This is a genomic window from Haliscomenobacter sp. (assembly GCF_965225875.1).
Lineage (GTDB): Bacteria > Bacteroidota > Bacteroidia > Chitinophagales > Saprospiraceae > Haliscomenobacter.
The window spans coordinates 2117167-2134255 of sequence record NZ_CBDDBS010000003.1 but is presented as its reverse complement, the minus strand read 5'-3'; the positions used below and the strand labels follow the sequence as shown (position 1 = coordinate 2134255).

The following is a 17089-nucleotide window of genomic DNA, read 5'->3' as shown; positions in this document are numbered from 1 at the left end:
CTTCCATTTGTTTACGCCAAGCAGCTATGAACCCGACTGATTTTAAAAACACCATCCTGCCATACAAGGACAAAATGTTCCGCCTGGCTTTGCGCTTGTTGAACAAGCGGGAAGAGGCAGAGGATTTGGTCCAGGAAGCCCTGATCAAACTCTGGCAGCAACACGATCGTTTGGCGGAGGTGCAAAACCTGGAAGCCTGGGTGATTCGCCTGACCAAAAATCAGTGCATCGATCGCCTACGCGGCAGCAAAAATGGGCACAAGGAATGGAAAGATGGCCTGGACTGGGCCGACTCTACGCCCTTGCCCGATGCACGCACCGAATCGGCAGATACCATGAACAAGTTGCAAAAACTCATGGAACGCCTGCCTGAAAACCAGCGGCTGGTCATGCAATTGCGCGATGTGGAAGGTATGAGCTACCAGGAAGTTGCCGAGGCATTAGACATTCCTCTGGCTCAGGTGAAAATCAACCTTTTTCGGGCGCGGCAAACCATGAAAAGTATTTTAGGTAGGGGCGATAAAAAAATAAGTGATCATTTTGCCAGGGGATTAGATAAGTAAACGTTCCATTTCAAGTGTCTTATCTAATCCTCTGGCTCAGGAAAAATGATCACTTATTTTTGCCCCACTACTAAACAAAACCCCACAAGTATAAATACCATGAAACAACAACAGATTCAATCCCTTTTGGACAAGTACTTCGCTGGCGAAAGCAGCCTGCAAGAAGAAGCTCAACTGCGGCAATTGTTAAAAACGGAACCCATTTCGGAAGAGCATTTGACTTACAGCGAATGGTTCCAATTGTTGGACGAAGAGGCCGAGCAAAGTTTGGGTGATGATTTCGACGCCAAAGTGATGGCCTCTATTGAAGCCTACAGTAAGCCAAAGCCTGTTATTCGCACCCTTTCAACGAGCTGGGTTTTGCGCATCGCCGCAGTGTTTGCCCTGGTCGCTACGGGACTGTGGTGGTTGGTTCGTTCCAGTCCGGTTGAGCCACCCGTTGTTGCAGAAGCAGAAGTAAAGGTCATCGACTGGTCCAAATACGAACCCAAAACGGTGGAAGAAGCTTATGAAGTTACCCGCAAAGCCTTTCGCAAAGTAGCCACCGAATTCAACGAAGGCACCGCCATTGCTACCCAGGGTATTGATAAAATGGGGGAAATGGGGAAACTGATAAAATAGGCGCACTGTAGAGACGCACGGCCGTGCGTCTTGAATCTGTAAAGTAGACGCACGAATCAAAATAGTAGACGCACGGCCGTGCGTCTCTACCAAACCGACATCTTTTTAAACCAAACAATATGAAAATCAAGCATTTTTTCACCCTGGCCATTATTGCGTTGGCCGCTGTAAACGGTCTGGCCCAAGGTGCTACGAGTAGCACTGCCAGTGCCATCGACAAGTACTTCTCCAGCTATGTGGAAGACAAACGTTTTGACGTGGTGTACATCAGCCCGAAATTGTTCCAGATGATTGGCCGGATCGATTCCAAAATCCTGGACATGGAGGATGACGCCGAAGCCAAAGCCATACTGGACATGGCCAAAGACCTCCAGGGCCTGCGCATCCTGACCACCGAGGAAACCCCGGAAGTGTTTTACAAAGAAGCCAAAGCCAAAATCAACACCAAAGAGTACGAGGTGTTGTTGACGGTGCGCGACAAAGATGGCGACAATGTGGAATTTTTGATCAAGGAAAGCAACAACGTCATTCAGGAACTCCTGCTCTTGTCTGGTGGCAAGGAAGAATTTGTGCTACTAAGTTTCATGGGCAACCTGGATTTGAACAAAATCACCCGTCTGGCCAAAGAAATTGAGAAGAAATGAGAACGGCGATCCTCCTCCTGACCATGGTAGCCCTGAGTGGCAGCTTATCTGCTCAAAACTCGGTGGGCGAATTTTACCAGAAATTCAAAAAGCAGGAAGAAGTTACCAACTTCAAATTACCGGGTTGGTTGGTTTGGATTGGCACAGGACTCGTTTACAACAGCGTTAAGGACGAAGAAACCCGCACCTGGCTGCGCCTCGCCCGTAAATTGGGCAAATTTCGCCTGATGCAAAGTGAAAACAGCAGCAGCATCACCAAGGAGGATTTGTCGAATTTCGTCAGCGGGCTCAAAGCCAAAAGTGGTTACGATGACCTGGTTTATGTACGCAACGAAGACACCGACCTCAATGTCATGATTCGGGAAGGCTCTAATGGCCGGCTCAAAGAACTGCTGGTCGTAGGCAGTGATGATGGAGAAACCATCTTCCTTAGTGCCAAAACCCGCCTGCGGATGAAGGACATCAACCAAGTGCTGGATCATTACCTGAAGGAACTGGGTTGGAAAGAAAAAGCCAAAGCCAAAAAATCACCTCAGGCCTAATCGATACACGAGCTGCCGCAGTGCAGCATATTTGCACACCTAGTAGTGGGGGAAACCTCTCAAAACTCATCAACACCATGAAGAAGATTATTTTTAGCCTGGCACTGCTAGGCCTGGGCTTTGCCTTGCCTGCTCAAAACCAGGTGATCCAGGATTTCATGCGCAAATTCGGCAGATACGAACAAGCTACCCGCCTCAACATCGGAGGTTTGTTCCTCAAACTCGCCGCCAAAGACAGCGACGACGATGAAGCCATGCGCATCATGCGCAGCATCTCCAGCCTGCATTTACTCAATTTTGACGAGGGAAACCCAGTAGAAGCCAACGACGTCAATCACTTAATGGAACAACTGCGTGCCAACAAATTTGAGGATCTGGCTTATTTTAAAGGAGAGGATTCCCACGTGCGCTTCATGATTAAGGAAAGCAATGACCTGATCACGGATTTGGTCATGATCGTCAAGGGTGATAAAAATTTCCTCTTGCTCAACTTGGAGGGCCGCCTGAAGTATACCGACTTGAATGATTTTAACATGGAGGTGAACGGCAGCAAGGAGTTCAAACGACTGCCCGAGGATCGGAAGAAGTTGCCGAAGAAGGTGTGACCTTAACTTGATCCAATAAAAAAGGGTCAGATTTTGATTTCAAAATCTGACCCTTTTTTATTGGGAGGATTTAAATCCAGATTACGGCTCTACTGCCGCCTCTACTTTTATCTCCTTCAACATCTCCATATACTTGTCGCGAATCGGCGCGAACTTCTCCATTTCAGTCTTGGGTAGTGGCTCCGGTGGTGGCAGTTTCAAGCCATTGTGATTGACCTGACGGCCATTCATCCAAAAGCGGAAACAAACGTGTGGGCCAGTTGCCAAGCCTGTTGAACCTACGTACCCAATCACCTGCCCTTGTGAAACCCGTACACCTGGGCGAATACCCCGAGCAAAAGCCTGCATGTGCAAGTATTGCGTTTGTACCTGACCAGTATGTTTGATTTTGACAAAGTTACCATTGCCACCGCGGCGGGTAGCTTCCAAAACCGTACCATCACCCACCGCAATGATCGGAGTGCCATAAGGTGCCGCGTAATCGGTGCCAAAGTGAGGACGAACTGTGCCCAAAATTGGATGCAAACGACGCATGTTGAAACCAGAAGAGATGCGTACGTATTTAACCGGAGCACGCAGGAAGCCCTTTTTCATTGGGCGACCATCCTGATCGTAATAGCCAGTGTATTGTGGGCTTTCGTAATAGAAAGCAAAATTTTCCTTGTTGTTGGTTTTGTACAAGGCCGCATGTACCCGACCTGGGTCAACCGGCTGGCCTTCTACGTAATTCTGGTCGTACACTGCTTTGAATTCTTCACCACGGTTGAGGTGGTGGAAATCCACACTCCATTTCAGTGCTTCTTCCAGCGATTTGATCAGGGCAGGGTCTGCGCCACTGCGCTCCATGGATTCCCAAAGGGACGACTCCACGATAACACCTGAAGATCGAATGGCCGTAGTGATTGGTCTTTCCACTTTTTCAATGAACAGGGAATCTTTGAGGTGGAAAACGTAATATTTGTACAAGTTGGGCTCATAGATCATATAATCTGGCCCTTGAGTAGAATCTTTGGATAAAATCAGGTAGGGTTTACCTGCGGTGAGGTCGCGTACATCAAAAACATCACGGCTGTTGCGCACGAGGTTGTCAATGTCGGCATAATCCATGTTGTGGCTCACCAAAATGTCCCCCAGGTTTTCGCTGCGCTGAAACTCCGACTCAAATACCTGGAAAGTATCGAGTGCAAAACCATACTTAATGGTTGGAACTACTACAGGGAAAGCGCCAATGGATGCATTGCGGTCTTTGCCCAGTAAAGAAGCCTTGAGGTGGCGGGAAGTGCTGGGCGAAACGGCTAGCGTTAAAATCAATCCCAAGCCCAGTGTACCGATTATGACCCACGTCCAGTTGAGCCGCGTGAGTTGCTCACGCAGTTTAAAAGGAATTTTTGTGTTCAACACTGTTTGCAGTTTATAGGTCTAATGCTCGCTATCGATTACCGTGCGAAAGGGGGGATATGTGAGCACTGCCTAATGTTACGAATAATGCCTTTGTGCAAATATAGAACAGAGAACGGAAGGACAAAAGGAATGTTGTAATTTTTACCACTCCTAACTGATTCTTTTTTATCCACAGCACAGTGTCGTAGGGACAAGTCTTGTATATTTGCGGCACATTTTGTCAACCATAAATTAAAAAATGGACCAATACCGCTATGATCAACGGGGCGTTTCGGCCAGTAAGGACGAAGTACACGCGGCGATCAAAAATCTGGATAAGGGTTTGTATCCCAATGCTTTTTGTAAAATCATTCCCGACGTAGCGGGCATGGATCCCGATTATTGCAATTTGATGCACGCCGATACTGCCGGCACCAAAACCAGCCTGGCCTATCTGTACTGGAAAGAAACCGGCGACCTGAGTGTGTGGAAGGGCATTGCCCAGGATGCCATCGTGATGAACCTCGATGACATGGGCTGTGTGGGTTGTATTGACAATATTTTGCTCTCTTCTACCATTGGCCGCAACAAAAACCTCATCACGGGTGAAGTCATCAGCGCCCTCATCAATGCGACCACTGAACTGGTTGATCAGCTGAATGCCCTGGGCATCAACGTATTTTTGACCGGAGGAGAAACCGCTGATGTAGGCGACATTGTACGCACCATCGATGTGGGTTATACCGCTTTTGCCCGGATGCCTCGTGCAAACGTCATTAGCAATAACATCCAGGCGGGTGACGTAATCGTAGGTTTGTCTTCGGCGGGGCAGACAACTTATGAAACTGAATACAACGGTGGCATGGGCAGCAATGGCCTGACATCGGCCCGGCACGATGTATTGGATCATGGCTACGCAGCAAAATACCCCGAAACCTTCGACCCGGCTACCCCCGAAACTTTGGTCTATTCGGGCAAACGTAAACTCACCGAAACCATCAATATCCAGGGGCAGGAAATCCCAATTGGCAAATTGATTTTGTCACCCACCCGTACCTTTTTACCTTTTATCAAACCGCTGTTGGAGCAACTACGCTCCCACATTCACGGCATGATTCACTGTACGGGCGGAGGCCAAACCAAGGTTTTGAAGTTTTTGGACAACAAAAAAGTGGTCAAAAACGACCTGCTGCCAACCCCGCCCTTGTTCCAATTGATTCAGGCAGAATCGGGGGCTACCTGGAAAGAAATGTATCAAGTGTTCAACATGGGGCAACGCCTGGAGGTGTATTTGCCAGAAGCATATGCGCATCAGGTGATCGAACTGGCACAATCTTTCAACATTGAGGCCAAAGTGGTGGGACACGTTGAAGAAAATCCATTCAATCAGGTCAGTATTTTCAGCCCTTATGGACATTTCGAATACCAATAAACCCAAACGGGCACCGGGTCGCCGCCAAAAAGCAGCGGCAATCCTACAAATCCTGGAGGAGCTGTACCCTGAAACACCGATACCTCTGACGCATAGCGATGCCTATACTTTGCTGGTAGCGGTATTGCTTTCAGCGCAGTGTACGGATGAACGGGTCAATAAGGTTACGCCCCATCTTTTTGCCCTGGCCGACAATCCCGCCGCCATGCAGCAACAATCTGTGGCGGCCATCGAAGACATCATTCGCCCTTGTGGCCTCGCACCTCGAAAAGCTCAGGCCATTTGGGATTTGTCGGGCATTCTGTTGCGGGAGCATGGCGGGGAAGTACCCCAATCCTTTGCAGCGCTCGAAGCTTTGCCAGGGGTAGGACACAAAACTGCTTCTGTAGTGATGAGTCAGGCATTTGGTGTACCCGCTTTCCCCGTAGATACCCATATTCACCGCCTGGCCGAACGTTGGGGACTCAGCAGCGGCAAAAATGTGGAGCAAACCGAAAAGGATTTAAAGGACCTCTTTCCTCGTGAGAAATGGAACAAACTGCACTTACAAATCATCTTTTTTGGGCGGCAGTATTGTCCGGCGCGGGGGCATAAGCGAGAGGAGTGCCCGATTTGTAGTTTGTATGGGAAAAAGGATTGAATGAATATTGGTTTCGATTTTATTTAATTGATAGCTATTGAATTACCTGAAAATATTGGCTTAACGCCCTCATCTCTAAGGTGAACTAAGGTGTCTAAGGTGGTGAATATATGCCCTGCTCCGCAGCGCTTTTTCTTTTCACCACCTTAGACACCTTAGTTCACCTTAGGGGCACCTTAGAATTGGTTTTGAACAAGGTTTAAATTACCCAGCTTATTGTTTACCTCCACAAACCCAATATAACTCCCATGATTACCAGTGCCACAGTTACATACCCACCATTGATCAACATGTAGCGGGTGCTGCGGTATTCAAACAAACCGACCATAAACAACCCCGAAGCTGCCCAACCAAAGCCTGCCAAAAAGCCTGCCAGGGTTGCAAAAGAGAGCGTCACGCCATCTGCCGCCAGAAACGCAGCCAGGTTGAAAGACATCACCAGGCTCCACAAAAAGGCGAAACCGAAGATTCGGGCTGTACCCCCTTTAGCTTGTAACATTTCGGTGGTAAATCCATTTTCTTCCATCCAGGCTTTGCCAAAAAGCAGCGGCGAATACCACAAGGCACCCAGAATAAAACTGGCGATTGCGGCTACAAATACGGCCGGAAAATTGATTAGTTCTGGTTTCATGTTGTCTAAAGATTAGATGCTGTTTTAAAAATTATACCTAAACATATCCCTCAATACCCGAACTTTAGGGCCGAATCAGCCTGAAACCGGAAAAGCCCAACCTGAAGCTGGATTTTTCCACCCTGAGGTTTAAATTGCTACACTGTGGCCATAAAAAAAGACATTGATGATGTGCGGGTCATGAAATGGATCGTCCCCTGGTTTGGGTTGATCATACCCAACCTGTCGGGTCTGTTTGGCGATTTATCCTGGCGCGACTGGCAGTATTGGGTGGGTTATTTGTATTTCATTGCAGCGGCTTTTGCTATTTGGTGGGGCAATCGTTTTATCTACCTGCGGCAAAGGGAATACTACGATTGGTTTAGTCGCCCCATCATGCGCATCATGACCATGTTGTTCGGGCTCATTTTTTATACCGCTCCTTTAACCCTGACCATGTGTTTTTTGTGGTACTGGAGTCAAGGTTTGCCGGTGGATGAAAATGTAGTAGTCACCACCGAGTTGATCAATGTGATTGCGGTCATTTTTATCACCAACATTTACGAAACCACCTTTTTGCTCAAAGATTGGGAAGACGAACGACTGCGTGCTGCGAACCTGGAAAAACTCAAAGCCACCGCCGAGTTGGAAGCCCTCAAAAATCAGGTGGATCCACACTTCATGTTCAACTCCCTCAATACCCTTTCTCACTTTATTAGCGAAGATCCCAAAAAAGCTAAAATATTTCTGGAGCACCTGGCAGATATGTATCGTTACATCCTCAAAAGTAAAGATGTAGAACTGGTGCGCCTGGAGGAAGAACAACGTTTTTTACAAAGTTACCTGAGTTTGATGCAAATGCGTTTTGGAGCTGCCCTTGCCCTGCATTGGCCAACCATCCCGGCAGCCGGACAATGGTTCATTCCCCCCATTTCCCTGCAAATCCTGCTGGAAAATGCAATGAAACACAATGAATTCAGCATCAATAAACCTTTGCGGGTAGAGATTGACTTTGCAGAAGATACCTTGTGGGTCAAAAACCGGAAAACCAACAAAAGGGTGGACATTCACAATTCGCTGGCCGTAGGACTCAAAAACCTGGACGAACGTTTTCGCCTCATCACTGGCCGCGCCATTGAAATTGCCGACCAGGAGGAGCTTTTTTCGGTAACTTTACCTCTGGTCAAAATCAACTGAAATGAACATTCTGATCGTAGAGGACGAATTGCCCGCCCGCGATTTGTTGAAGGCAGGCCTGGCCGAAGTGTGGCCACAAGCCCGCTTGGTAGGGGAGTGCGCCAGCATCGCCGAGACCCTGGCTTTTTTTCAAAGTCAAACTTCAGTCGACCTGGCTTTTTTTGACATCCGCCTCAGCGATGGCCTATCTTTCGAAATCTTCCGCCAATTTCCCGTCCACATCCCGGTGATTTTCCTTAGTGCCTACGATCAATACCTGCTCGAAGCTTTTCACACCAACAGCATCGATTACCTGCTGAAACCCCTCAAAACCGAACAACTGCGTACCGCATTAGGCAAATACGAACAGCTCAAAAGCCATTTTTTACTCCAATTGCCCCAACTGCTGCAACACCTGCAAGCGCCTCAGGCTTATAAAACCCGCTTTTTGGCTGAAAAAGGGGGAGACTATTTCCCCATCGACATTGCGGACATCGCTTACTTTTTCAGTGAATACAAACTGTGTTTCATCATGACTTTTTCAGGTACGCGGTATTTAGTGGAAAAATCCCTGGCTGCTCTTGAAGCGGAATTGGATCCTGCTGTATTTCGCCGAGCCAATCGGCAAGTAATTGTGAGCAATCGGGCAGTGAAGCGCATCAGCAGTGTCAGCAAGAGCAAGTTGTTGTTGGAGTTGCAGCCAAGCCCGCCGTTTGAGGTGCTGGTGAGTCAGGAAGGGGCGGCGGGATTTAAGGTTTGGGTGGGAGGGTGAAGGTGTTTTTGCCCAATTTTTCCGTGTGAAATTTAATAAATAAAGAATAGACAAAATGGAGCAATTCAAATTGAGAAAAGCCAAATTCCTTGGGGAAATTGAGGGTTCATGGCATTTGGTCGAAGATGTATTGAATGGCGATTTGATTAAAATGTCCTTGCCTAGGAGATTTAGAAATAATTCTTTTGAGCCAAAATCAGGTGAATTTGTATATGTAATGGTATCTCCATATGAATTGAATAGAGGTAGATACTTTTCAGCGAAACATGACTTTAGAACAGACTACTACAATGACTTAATGAATCAAAAAGACATACTAGATAAATTACATGAACAGAAATAACAAGTACCCATGAAAAACCTGTCCGACTCAAAAGCCCAAATCTTCACCCACTTCGCCCAATTCATTCGCCTCTCACCAAGCCTGAAAGACGAACTGGCTTACCGCATCAGCATCGTCCATTTCAACAAAGGAGACCTCGTGCATTCTGCCGACAAAATATGCAAGGCCAGTTATTTCATTCAAAAAGGGCTACTCCGCACCTATTATCTGAAAGAAGAAAAAGAAATCAGCGAGTACTTCTGCGCAGAAGGGGAGTGGGTCAACTCGCCTCGTAGTTTTATGCAGCAACAACTGGACATCTACAGCATCGACGCCATTGAACCTACTTTAGCTTTTAAACTTCAACTGCAAGACCTGGGCTATCTTTTCGACCATTTTCCGGAAATGGAACGGTATGCCCGCCTATCGATGGGCGGCGCCTTGGGGCATCTACTGGAGCGGGTCACATCCTTGCGGTTTACCAGTGCCCGGGAAAAATACCAGCACTTTTGTGAAGCATATGCAGACATTTACCACCGTATTCCCCTCGGGATGGTAGCTTCCTATTTGGGCATTACCCAGGAAACTTTGAGCCGAATCCGGGCCGAAAAATAGTTTTTGATCTAGGTCAAAAATTATGTTGACACACAGCCGCAACTTTGCCATCCAAATCCTAAAAAGATGAGCAAAGTACTTTTTACCACAGTTTTAATGATCGCCGGGGTTTTACCCTCCTTCCTTTTGGCTCAACAAATCTTGCCAACTGTGAATGTGGAGAGTAAACTGTATTTGGGTAAAGGCAAAAAACAGCCCTTAGTCGTGGGCTTGGGAGGCTCGGAAGGTGGCAATGCCTGGGCCAGTGAGTATTGGAAAAACACTCGGGATCAATTCCTGGCCAAAGGTTACGCTTTTTTAGCACTTGGCTATTTTGGGGCAAAAGGTACCCCGGAGCAGCTCAACAAAATTGCCATTGATGAAGTCTACGCTGCTATCAAACTTGCTACAGCAACAAAGGGCGTCAATCCCAAAAAGATTGCCATCGTTGGTGGCTCCCGGGGTGGCGATCTGGCTTTATTGCTGGCTGCGCATTATCCCGATATCAAATGTGTAGTGGCCTTGGTGCCCAGCCACGTGGCCTTTCCCGGGAATACCAATCATTTCTCCACCTCTGCCTGGACTTATCAGGGGCAGGAATTGCCTTTTGTCCCCGTCAATGAAGCTACTTTTCCTCATTTGATGAAAAGGGATTTGCGGGCTACGTTTATGGCCATGCTGCAAGACAGCCTTGCCGAAGAAAGGGCGCTGATCAAAGTGGAAAAAATCAATGGCCCCATTTTTTTACTATCAGCTACCCGGGACGAAATTGCGCCCACCACGCCCATGTGTGAAAAAATGATGGACCGGCTGAAAGAAAAGGGTTTTAAGCACCATTACGAGCATCTAGCCGTAGAAGGTGGCCATGCAGAGCCGCTGAAGTACTTTGAGCGGGTATTTGCGTTTTTGGACAAGAATTTTTTGCGAAAAAAGTAAGGGTGGAAGATTGAGCAACTGCAGTACTTTTCCACCGATAAATGTCATGCTCCTACCTTTTGGGACCTGATCGGTGGCAAAATTAACGAATCACAATCCTTTTCAGCGCAAGCCCTTCCGTCGTTCGGATCTGCACAAAATATATCCCAATTGGCAATTGTACACTTGTTTGGATGTTTTGCAAATCATTGGGTTTGCCGAAATCCTGAATTCTTCTCCCCATTCGATCAAACAAAGTAATTCCCTCCACTTTGTTGCGAGCATCGTCCAACTGGATGGCGAAGCGACCATCATTGGGATTGGGCACAATCCGAATGGCGGCGTTCAAGGCCGGATTGAGGTCCTTTACACCACTTACAACGGCTGGAAGCTCAGAAAGGGCATTGGAATACAAGGAATTGAACTCCGTAGAGACAAACACCCGTGTAGTGACAAAGGAAATTCGGGGTACACTGGTATAACTCGGCAAATTGAACTGATTCCCCCCGGCGATCCAGGTTTGGCCATTGTCCGAAGTGGCCAGCAAGCCACCTTTGTAGCTGGCAAAAATATAGCCGTTGTAATGGGCCATGTCTTGTATTTTGCTGCCATCCAGGCCCATCAAAGTGGTATGTGAAATGGAGGTAGCCGCAGTTGGAGCCCAGTTCGCTGCATCGAGATTGGCAACAAATACACCTGCGCCATCGGTTCCGGCAAATAACCTACTGCCATTGGTGGTCACTGAGGTCACCCGCAGATTGGCAAGTCCAGTGTTGGCCGCAGTCCAGGCACCTCCAGCTGTTTCGCGGATGAACACCCCTTGACCCAGCGTACCCAGCAGGATTTTGCTGCCGTAAAAGGCCATCGAACTGAGTAGCGTATTGGCGGGTAGCCCCGCTTGAATAGAATTCCAGGTGGAACCGTTCAGTTGAAATACCCCATAGCTGTCGTCCAGGATGTAGATGTTGCTGCTGGATGCGTAGATCTTTTTAATGTTCAAATCGAGCAAACCGCCATTAAGTGCCGTCCAGGTTTTTCCGGTATCGGCACTGACAAATACCCCAGCATTTTGGGTGGAAGCATACAAGTTGCGGCCAAAAAACTTGAGGTAGGTGACGTTGAGGCTGTCTTTCAAACCCTTGTTGGCTCTTGTATAACTTGAGGCCAGGTCTCTGCTGACGAAGACCCCTTTTTCGGTAGCAGCCACCACGATCCGTTCGCCGCTGGCCTCCATGGCGTAGGTTTGGAGGTTGTTGAAGTTGTTGTTGCGGCTCACCCAGTTGAGGGTACTGGCCGGAGCGGTGTAAATGCCTTCCACCCGAGTGCCAAGTAATACAGTTGTTCTGAAGCCCAGTACTACGGTAACATCGCTGGTTGCCAGCCCGTTATTTGCTGGAGCCCAGGTTGCGCCCGTGGTGGAAGTATAAACCCCTTTGTTGGTGGTCAAAAACCAATTGTCACCATTGTTTCCGATGGCGCGCATATTTGTCCCTGCTGGCAGCCCAGTTTGGATGCTCCGGTAGTTGATGTTGCCCGTCACCGCACTGGCATTGGACAAAATGAACAGGCCATCCTTATTGATAACCGCCAGTTCATTGGTTTTGGCGTTGTAGGAAATGGAGTTGGTGCCATCCACGTCAAGGGTTTTGCCATCGCTGAAACTGTCCCATCCATTGCCGTCTTTGGTGACAAACACTCCTCCTTCGCGGGAGGATGCAATGATGCGGTTGCCGAGTTTCAAGAGGCCAGTTACTGTTGTGCCATTCAACCAGGCACTGTTGAGGGCTTTCCAGTTGGCGCCCTTGTCGGTGGTTTTGTACACGCCACCACTTTCCGTACCCGCAATCAGGGTATTGGCATCCAGGGCAACCAGGGAAGTAACCCTCAAATTGGTCAAGCCATTGCTGATCCTCACCCAGTGCTTGTCGGTGCCAACCACACCACTGTAAATGTAAACACCATCGTCTAGGGTTCCCGCGAATAAATTGGTTCCCGAATGGGCAAGGGCAGTTATTTTACCACTCCTCAAACCCACGGGTAAGGGCCTCCAATTGCTTAGTGTTGAGTTGGTACTCTCATAAACCCCGCCATTAAAAGTTCCGATGTACACCGTGGAATCGTTGGCAATGGCTACGCTAACCGAGCCGCCAAAAGGGCCTTTTGAACCAAAATGGGCCCAAAGCGACTGGCTGGAGAGCATGAAGAGCACCAGTAAAGCAAGTATATTAATGGAAAAGTGGTAGTTGTGTTTCATGAATGAATGTTGTTGGGTGTTAAAAAATAATGAGCCATGGATGTTGTGATCATTCATAGGTGAACATGGCTGGAATGTTGTTGGCAATTTTTTTTCCCAAAGCAGCATTGTTTTCAGCAGCAGTTTTTACACTTAATGAACTGGCCTGGTTCAGGGTGATGCCAGTAAAAAGTTTGCTATAATCTACGATCAAGTGCCCGTATACATAAGCATCCTCTTCAATAGTAAATTCTTTTTCCCCCAGTTGGACTTGTACATAGTGGGCATTGGTGCCAATTTTATAGACAAAAGGTACGGGAGCTTTATTCATGGTGAGCGAAGTGTCGATTTTTCCCTGAACGTTCAAAAAGACGTACCCGCCGGGTTGGGCGGTATTCCCCCACCACATGCTGGGCTGATTGAGAATCGCTGAATCACTTGGGACAGTAGGATTCAAGGCATTAGTACTTGGTGGAAGGCCCACTTTAAAGCGGATCGACTTGTAAGTGCCTATGGGAACTTGACCAATCTCGTAGGTGTGAACTTTGAGGTTTTTTAGGAAACTTTTGTTCTTGATCGCGTACACGGAGCCGTCAGCTTTGACCAACTGCACGTCCGAAATGTACAGCTGCGAAAAGTCCAGAGACATGCTGCGGCCCTCGGGTGTTTCGTAATTGATACCATACAAGTCTACTTCCTGTAAACCTACGTAGGCGTGTAAGTGCAGTAAAAAAGTGCCTTTTACGGTGGGTTCCTCAGGCTCGATCGCTTCGTTGGAGCATGCGGCGAGGAGGAGGAGGATAAAGATTGGCAATAGGTTTTTCATGGTCAAATCAATGGATTGAAACTTGTTAACAAGTAGCATTACGTTTTTGGAATAGGCAAAGTGCAAAACATTTGATTTGCGCTTTACTCTATACCTCTTTTACTGCGCTTGGGTTGCTTTGCAAACCCCGCAAAAATTTAGTCAAGCGCTTTATGCCCATATCCTTCATAAAAAGCTGGACTAGGATCAAAAGCTCAATTGATGATTTGAAAATTAATGGGCAATTGCTTGTTGAATAAAACAAAGGGAATTTAACCAATGATCAAGTGGCTAAATTTCATTCCAGTAAACACAAAACTTTATTAATTTTAAAAAATTTTTACCACCCTAAAATCAACAACGTGAGTAAAATTGCAAAAACCATCAACATTTGCTTTTGCCTTTAAAAAAAGCAAGATGTGCCACCCCTCCATGTGGGTAACACACCTTTTAAGTCTATTTTAAACAAAGCCCAATTGAATGAAGCAGTTTGCAGTGCTCATTTTTCTCTTTGCAGCATCGGTTATTTCTGCACAACAAGCCCAGAGTGTTGAAGCATTCCGTAAGCTCACTACCACAGCGCAGCGCTTCGCTTTTTTAGCGGACAGCAACGTTGTGAAAATGGACAAACCCGCTTATGATGCTATTTTACCTGTTATTGAAGCTAAAAAAGACGATAAAACGCTCTTCTTTTGGCATTTTCAGTATATGCGATTTGCGGAGCAGTTTAAAGTTTTTAATGACGAACTGTTTCCAAAAATCCTTGAAAACATGAGTAATGCTGCTGCAAAAAGAGGTTTAGACATAGAATCAGTCGTTGCTCAATACCACATAGCCTTCGACGATTTTGGTAACAAAAAATTAAGCGAACAACAAGTATATTCAGCTTTTATTCACTGTTTTGAAAAAATAAAACGCTTAGGTATTGACAATTTTAGGCCATATTCTATTGACCAAATTTTACTACAAATAGGGGGTAATTTTTATGCTTTGGGCGATTATGATAAGGCTTTAGAATGTTTATTAGAGGCGGAAAATTTGAATAAGCCAAAGTTGTACAGCAGCCCACATATCCACACTTTGATCTTAAATTTGATTCAATCCATTTATGCCGATGCTAAAAACTATCCTAAAGCAATCGCTTATGCAGAGAAAATATATGATTTAAACCTAAACAATCAATACGACGCAGAACACTCTTGGTTCTCCACTTTTTGGCAAGGCTTGTCTTCATTAGATATTGCGCTGTATCTGTTTGAGATGGGCAATTTTGAAAAGGGCGAAAAGTATGCAGATAGAGGATATGCCAAATATAAAGCCCAAGAGGACATCAATAACCCTGAAAAAGTAGTTGCTGCCTTTGATGCTTTGTACGTTTTAATAAAAATAAAGTTGAAATTGGGGAAATTAAATGAAGTCGAGCCTTTGCTCAAAAAAGTTGAATTTTTCAAAACGTATATTCCTTTATCAACAGAAGCCAATTACTTCAAACCTTTAAAATTATATCAAAACTACGTCAATTATTACGAAGCGAAAAAGGACTACACCAATGCATTTCGCTATATGAAATTGGTTGCCGAACTGCAAGACAGTCTCGAACGCCGCAACGATAAACGTAAACTCTGGCAAATAGAATCCAGGGTAAAATCGGATAATTATCTTTCACAAATCCAATCGGCAGAAGCAGAAAACCGCCTGCAAGAACGCCTTCGCAATTTGGCGCTCATTACCTTAGTGCTTTTTGGTGCCATCGCCTTTGTGGTGTACCGCCGCATCAAAAAAGACAATCAAACCATTACCAAACAAAAAACATTGCTCGAACAATCGCTTGGCGAAAAAGAAAACATGTTGAGAGAAATTCACCATCGGATAAAAAATAATCTACAAGTTATATCGGGTTTATTCGACAAACAATCCCGTCAAACCTGGGATGAAACAACCCGCAAACTGATGAAAGAAGGACAAGACCGGGTGTTTTCCATCGCTTTAGTGCATGAAAATTTGTATCAATCGGATAATTTAACCACCATCCAAATAAAATCATACCTGGAAACACTCACCAAAAACATCGAAAAATCGCAGAAAAGCGAGTTTCAAGATATTGCCTTAAAGTTAGATGTAGACGACTCGGTGTTGGATATTGATACGGCCATTCCTTTGGGTTTGATTTTAAATGAATTGATAACCAATTGTTATAAATATGCATTCAAAGACCGCACCAAGGGCGAAATCCAAATCCGCTTTCACCAAACGGCCAATAAAATGGTTTTGGATGTACAAGACAATGGCGTGGGCTTGCCCCAAAATTTTGATATCGATAAAACAAAGTCTTTAGGTATAAATTTGGTACGGGGTTTGGTACGGCAATTGGATGGTAAATTGGATTTTACCTCAAGTGCGGAAGGAACTACATTTACGATTTGCTGCATCAATCAAGTTGCTTGATTATCAATGTTTATTTGTTAAAAAAGTTGAATTTTATGGACAAGAATGTTCGCATTCTCATTGTCGAAGATGAGTTTGTTACGTTGGACTTGCTTCGCGACTATTTAGAAGAGAGCGGGTATGAAGTATCGGGCGATGCCATGTCCGCCGATGAAGCCATAAAAATATTGGAAAAAGGCAAAACCGACTTTGCGATGCTCGACATCAACATCAAAGGCGATAAAAATGGGATATGGGTAGCGGAGCAAATTCAGAAAAAATACAAAATCCCTTTTATTTTTTTGACAGCCTTCAGCGACAGCGCAACGGTAAAAACCGCAGCAGGCACCCACCCCTACGGTTATTTGGTAAAGCCATTCACACAAGCCGATATTTATACAACGATTGAAATCGCACTGACCAATTTTAATGAACAACGACGTGAACACCGTGTGTCCAAGCACCAACCCGATAACCATAGGGTATTGCAACTTACTGATACGATTTTTGTGAAAGACAATCTGGTTTTCAAAAAAATTACGATTAAAGACATTCAATATATACAGGCGTACAAAAACTATCTCGAATTGCACCTTGCAGGGAGCAGCCAGATCATTCGCTCTACGCTAAGCGATTTCCAAAAGACGCTGCCCGAAGCTTATTTCATCCAAACGCATCGCTCTTTCATCGTGAATAAGCGGTGTATAGATAAAATTGGTGCGAATTTTTTAACAATTGGTGCATCGGAAATCCCCATTAGTCGCGGATTTAAAGACGATGTGCTGAAGCATTTAAAGTTTTATTCTTGAGT

The 17089-nt window shown here is 46.0% G+C and carries 18 protein-coding genes; 14 read left to right on the top strand and 4 right to left on the bottom strand.

Features of this window, described 5'->3' with window-relative positions:
* Positions 1-26: 26 nt before the first annotated feature.
* From ACO08K_RS28840 to ACO08K_RS28820, 5 genes are all read left to right on the top strand, one after another.
* On the top strand, positions 27-563 hold the full coding sequence (locus ACO08K_RS28840; protein ID WP_421799965.1) for an RNA polymerase sigma factor: 537 nt from the start codon (positions 27-29) through the stop codon (positions 561-563).
* Positions 564-662: 99 nt separating this feature from the next.
* Entirely contained in the window at positions 663-1184 is a 522-nt protein-coding gene (locus ACO08K_RS28835; protein ID WP_421799964.1) for a hypothetical protein, read from the top strand.
* Positions 1185-1303: 119 nt separating this feature from the next.
* Positions 1304-1828 carry a DUF4252 domain-containing protein gene (locus ACO08K_RS28830; RefSeq protein ID WP_421799963.1) on the top strand — a complete coding sequence of 175 codons (525 nt, stop codon included), beginning with the start codon at positions 1304-1306 and terminating at the stop codon, positions 1826-1828.
* On the top strand, positions 1825-2370 hold the full coding sequence (locus tag ACO08K_RS28825) for a DUF4252 domain-containing protein (RefSeq protein WP_421799962.1): 546 nt from the start codon (positions 1825-1827) through the stop codon (positions 2368-2370). Before ACO08K_RS28830 ends, ACO08K_RS28825 begins: the two co-directional genes overlap by 4 nt.
* Positions 2371-2447: 77 nt before the next feature.
* The gene (locus ACO08K_RS28820; RefSeq protein WP_421799961.1) at positions 2448-2975 is read left to right on the top strand and encodes a DUF4252 domain-containing protein; all 528 of its coding nucleotides are present in this window, start codon (positions 2448-2450) and stop codon (positions 2973-2975) included.
* Positions 2976-3056: 81 nt separating this feature from the next.
* Here the strand turns inward: ACO08K_RS28820 and ACO08K_RS28815 are convergent, their stop codons facing one another.
* A complete protein-coding gene (locus ACO08K_RS28815) occupies positions 3057-4376 on the bottom strand; it encodes a peptidoglycan DD-metalloendopeptidase family protein (RefSeq protein ID WP_421799960.1) in 1320 nt (439 codons plus the stop codon).
* A gap of 238 nt (positions 4377-4614) precedes the next feature.
* Here ACO08K_RS28815 and ACO08K_RS28810 point away from each other — a divergent pair, with 238 nt between their 5' ends.
* A complete protein-coding gene (locus ACO08K_RS28810) occupies positions 4615-5787 on the top strand; it encodes an AIR synthase-related protein (RefSeq protein ID WP_421799959.1) in 1173 nt (390 codons plus the stop codon).
* Positions 5765-6427 (top strand): endonuclease III, encoded by a 663-nt coding sequence (gene nth / locus ACO08K_RS28805; RefSeq protein ID WP_421799958.1) that lies wholly within the window; start codon positions 5765-5767, stop codon positions 6425-6427. The genes ACO08K_RS28810 and nth overlap by 23 nt, the downstream gene beginning before the upstream one ends.
* 220 nt (positions 6428-6647) lie before the next feature.
* Here the strand turns inward: nth and ACO08K_RS28800 are convergent, their stop codons facing one another.
* Entirely contained in the window at positions 6648-7058 is a 411-nt protein-coding gene (locus ACO08K_RS28800; protein ID WP_421799957.1) for a DUF1761 domain-containing protein, read from the bottom strand.
* Between the two features lie 144 nt (positions 7059-7202).
* Between ACO08K_RS28800 and ACO08K_RS28795 the strand changes: the two genes are divergently transcribed.
* From ACO08K_RS28795 to ACO08K_RS28775, 5 genes are all read left to right on the top strand, one after another.
* Positions 7203-8234 carry a sensor histidine kinase gene (locus ACO08K_RS28795; protein ID WP_421799956.1) on the top strand — a complete coding sequence of 344 codons (1032 nt, stop codon included), beginning with the start codon at positions 7203-7205 and terminating at the stop codon, positions 8232-8234.
* Between the two features lies 1 nt (position 8235).
* Positions 8236-8985 carry a LytR/AlgR family response regulator transcription factor gene (locus ACO08K_RS28790; RefSeq protein WP_421799955.1) on the top strand — a complete coding sequence of 250 codons (750 nt, stop codon included), beginning with the start codon at positions 8236-8238 and terminating at the stop codon, positions 8983-8985.
* A 55-nt stretch (positions 8986-9040) separates the two neighbouring features.
* A complete protein-coding gene (locus ACO08K_RS28785) occupies positions 9041-9328 on the top strand; it encodes a hypothetical protein (RefSeq protein WP_421799954.1) in 288 nt (95 codons plus the stop codon).
* Between the two features lie 9 nt (positions 9329-9337).
* Complete coding sequence (locus tag ACO08K_RS28780; RefSeq protein ID WP_421799953.1) at positions 9338-9922, top strand: Crp/Fnr family transcriptional regulator; 585 nt, start codon at positions 9338-9340, stop codon at positions 9920-9922.
* A 66-nt stretch (positions 9923-9988) separates the two neighbouring features.
* On the top strand, positions 9989-10837 hold the full coding sequence (locus ACO08K_RS28775) for an alpha/beta fold hydrolase (RefSeq protein ID WP_421799952.1): 849 nt from the start codon (positions 9989-9991) through the stop codon (positions 10835-10837).
* Between the two features lie 82 nt (positions 10838-10919).
* Here the strand turns inward: ACO08K_RS28775 and ACO08K_RS28770 are convergent, their stop codons facing one another.
* Both ACO08K_RS28770 and ACO08K_RS28765 read right to left on the bottom strand, forming a co-directional pair.
* Entirely contained in the window at positions 10920-13070 is a 2151-nt protein-coding gene (locus ACO08K_RS28770; RefSeq protein WP_421799951.1) for a T9SS type A sorting domain-containing protein, read from the bottom strand.
* A gap of 49 nt (positions 13071-13119) precedes the next feature.
* A complete protein-coding gene (locus ACO08K_RS28765) occupies positions 13120-13875 on the bottom strand; it encodes an MbnP family protein (RefSeq protein WP_421799950.1) in 756 nt (251 codons plus the stop codon).
* A 459-nt stretch (positions 13876-14334) separates the two neighbouring features.
* Between ACO08K_RS28765 and ACO08K_RS28760 the strand changes: the two genes are divergently transcribed.
* Together ACO08K_RS28760 and ACO08K_RS28755 are read left to right on the top strand one after the other, a co-directional pair.
* Entirely contained in the window at positions 14335-16299 is a 1965-nt protein-coding gene (locus ACO08K_RS28760) for a tetratricopeptide repeat-containing sensor histidine kinase (protein ID WP_421799949.1), read from the top strand.
* Positions 16296-17087, top strand: coding sequence for a LytR/AlgR family response regulator transcription factor (locus tag ACO08K_RS28755; protein WP_421799948.1), 792 nt, complete (start codon positions 16296-16298; stop codon positions 17085-17087). The genes ACO08K_RS28760 and ACO08K_RS28755 overlap by 4 nt, the downstream gene beginning before the upstream one ends.
* The last annotated feature ends 2 nt before the right edge of the window (positions 17088-17089 follow it).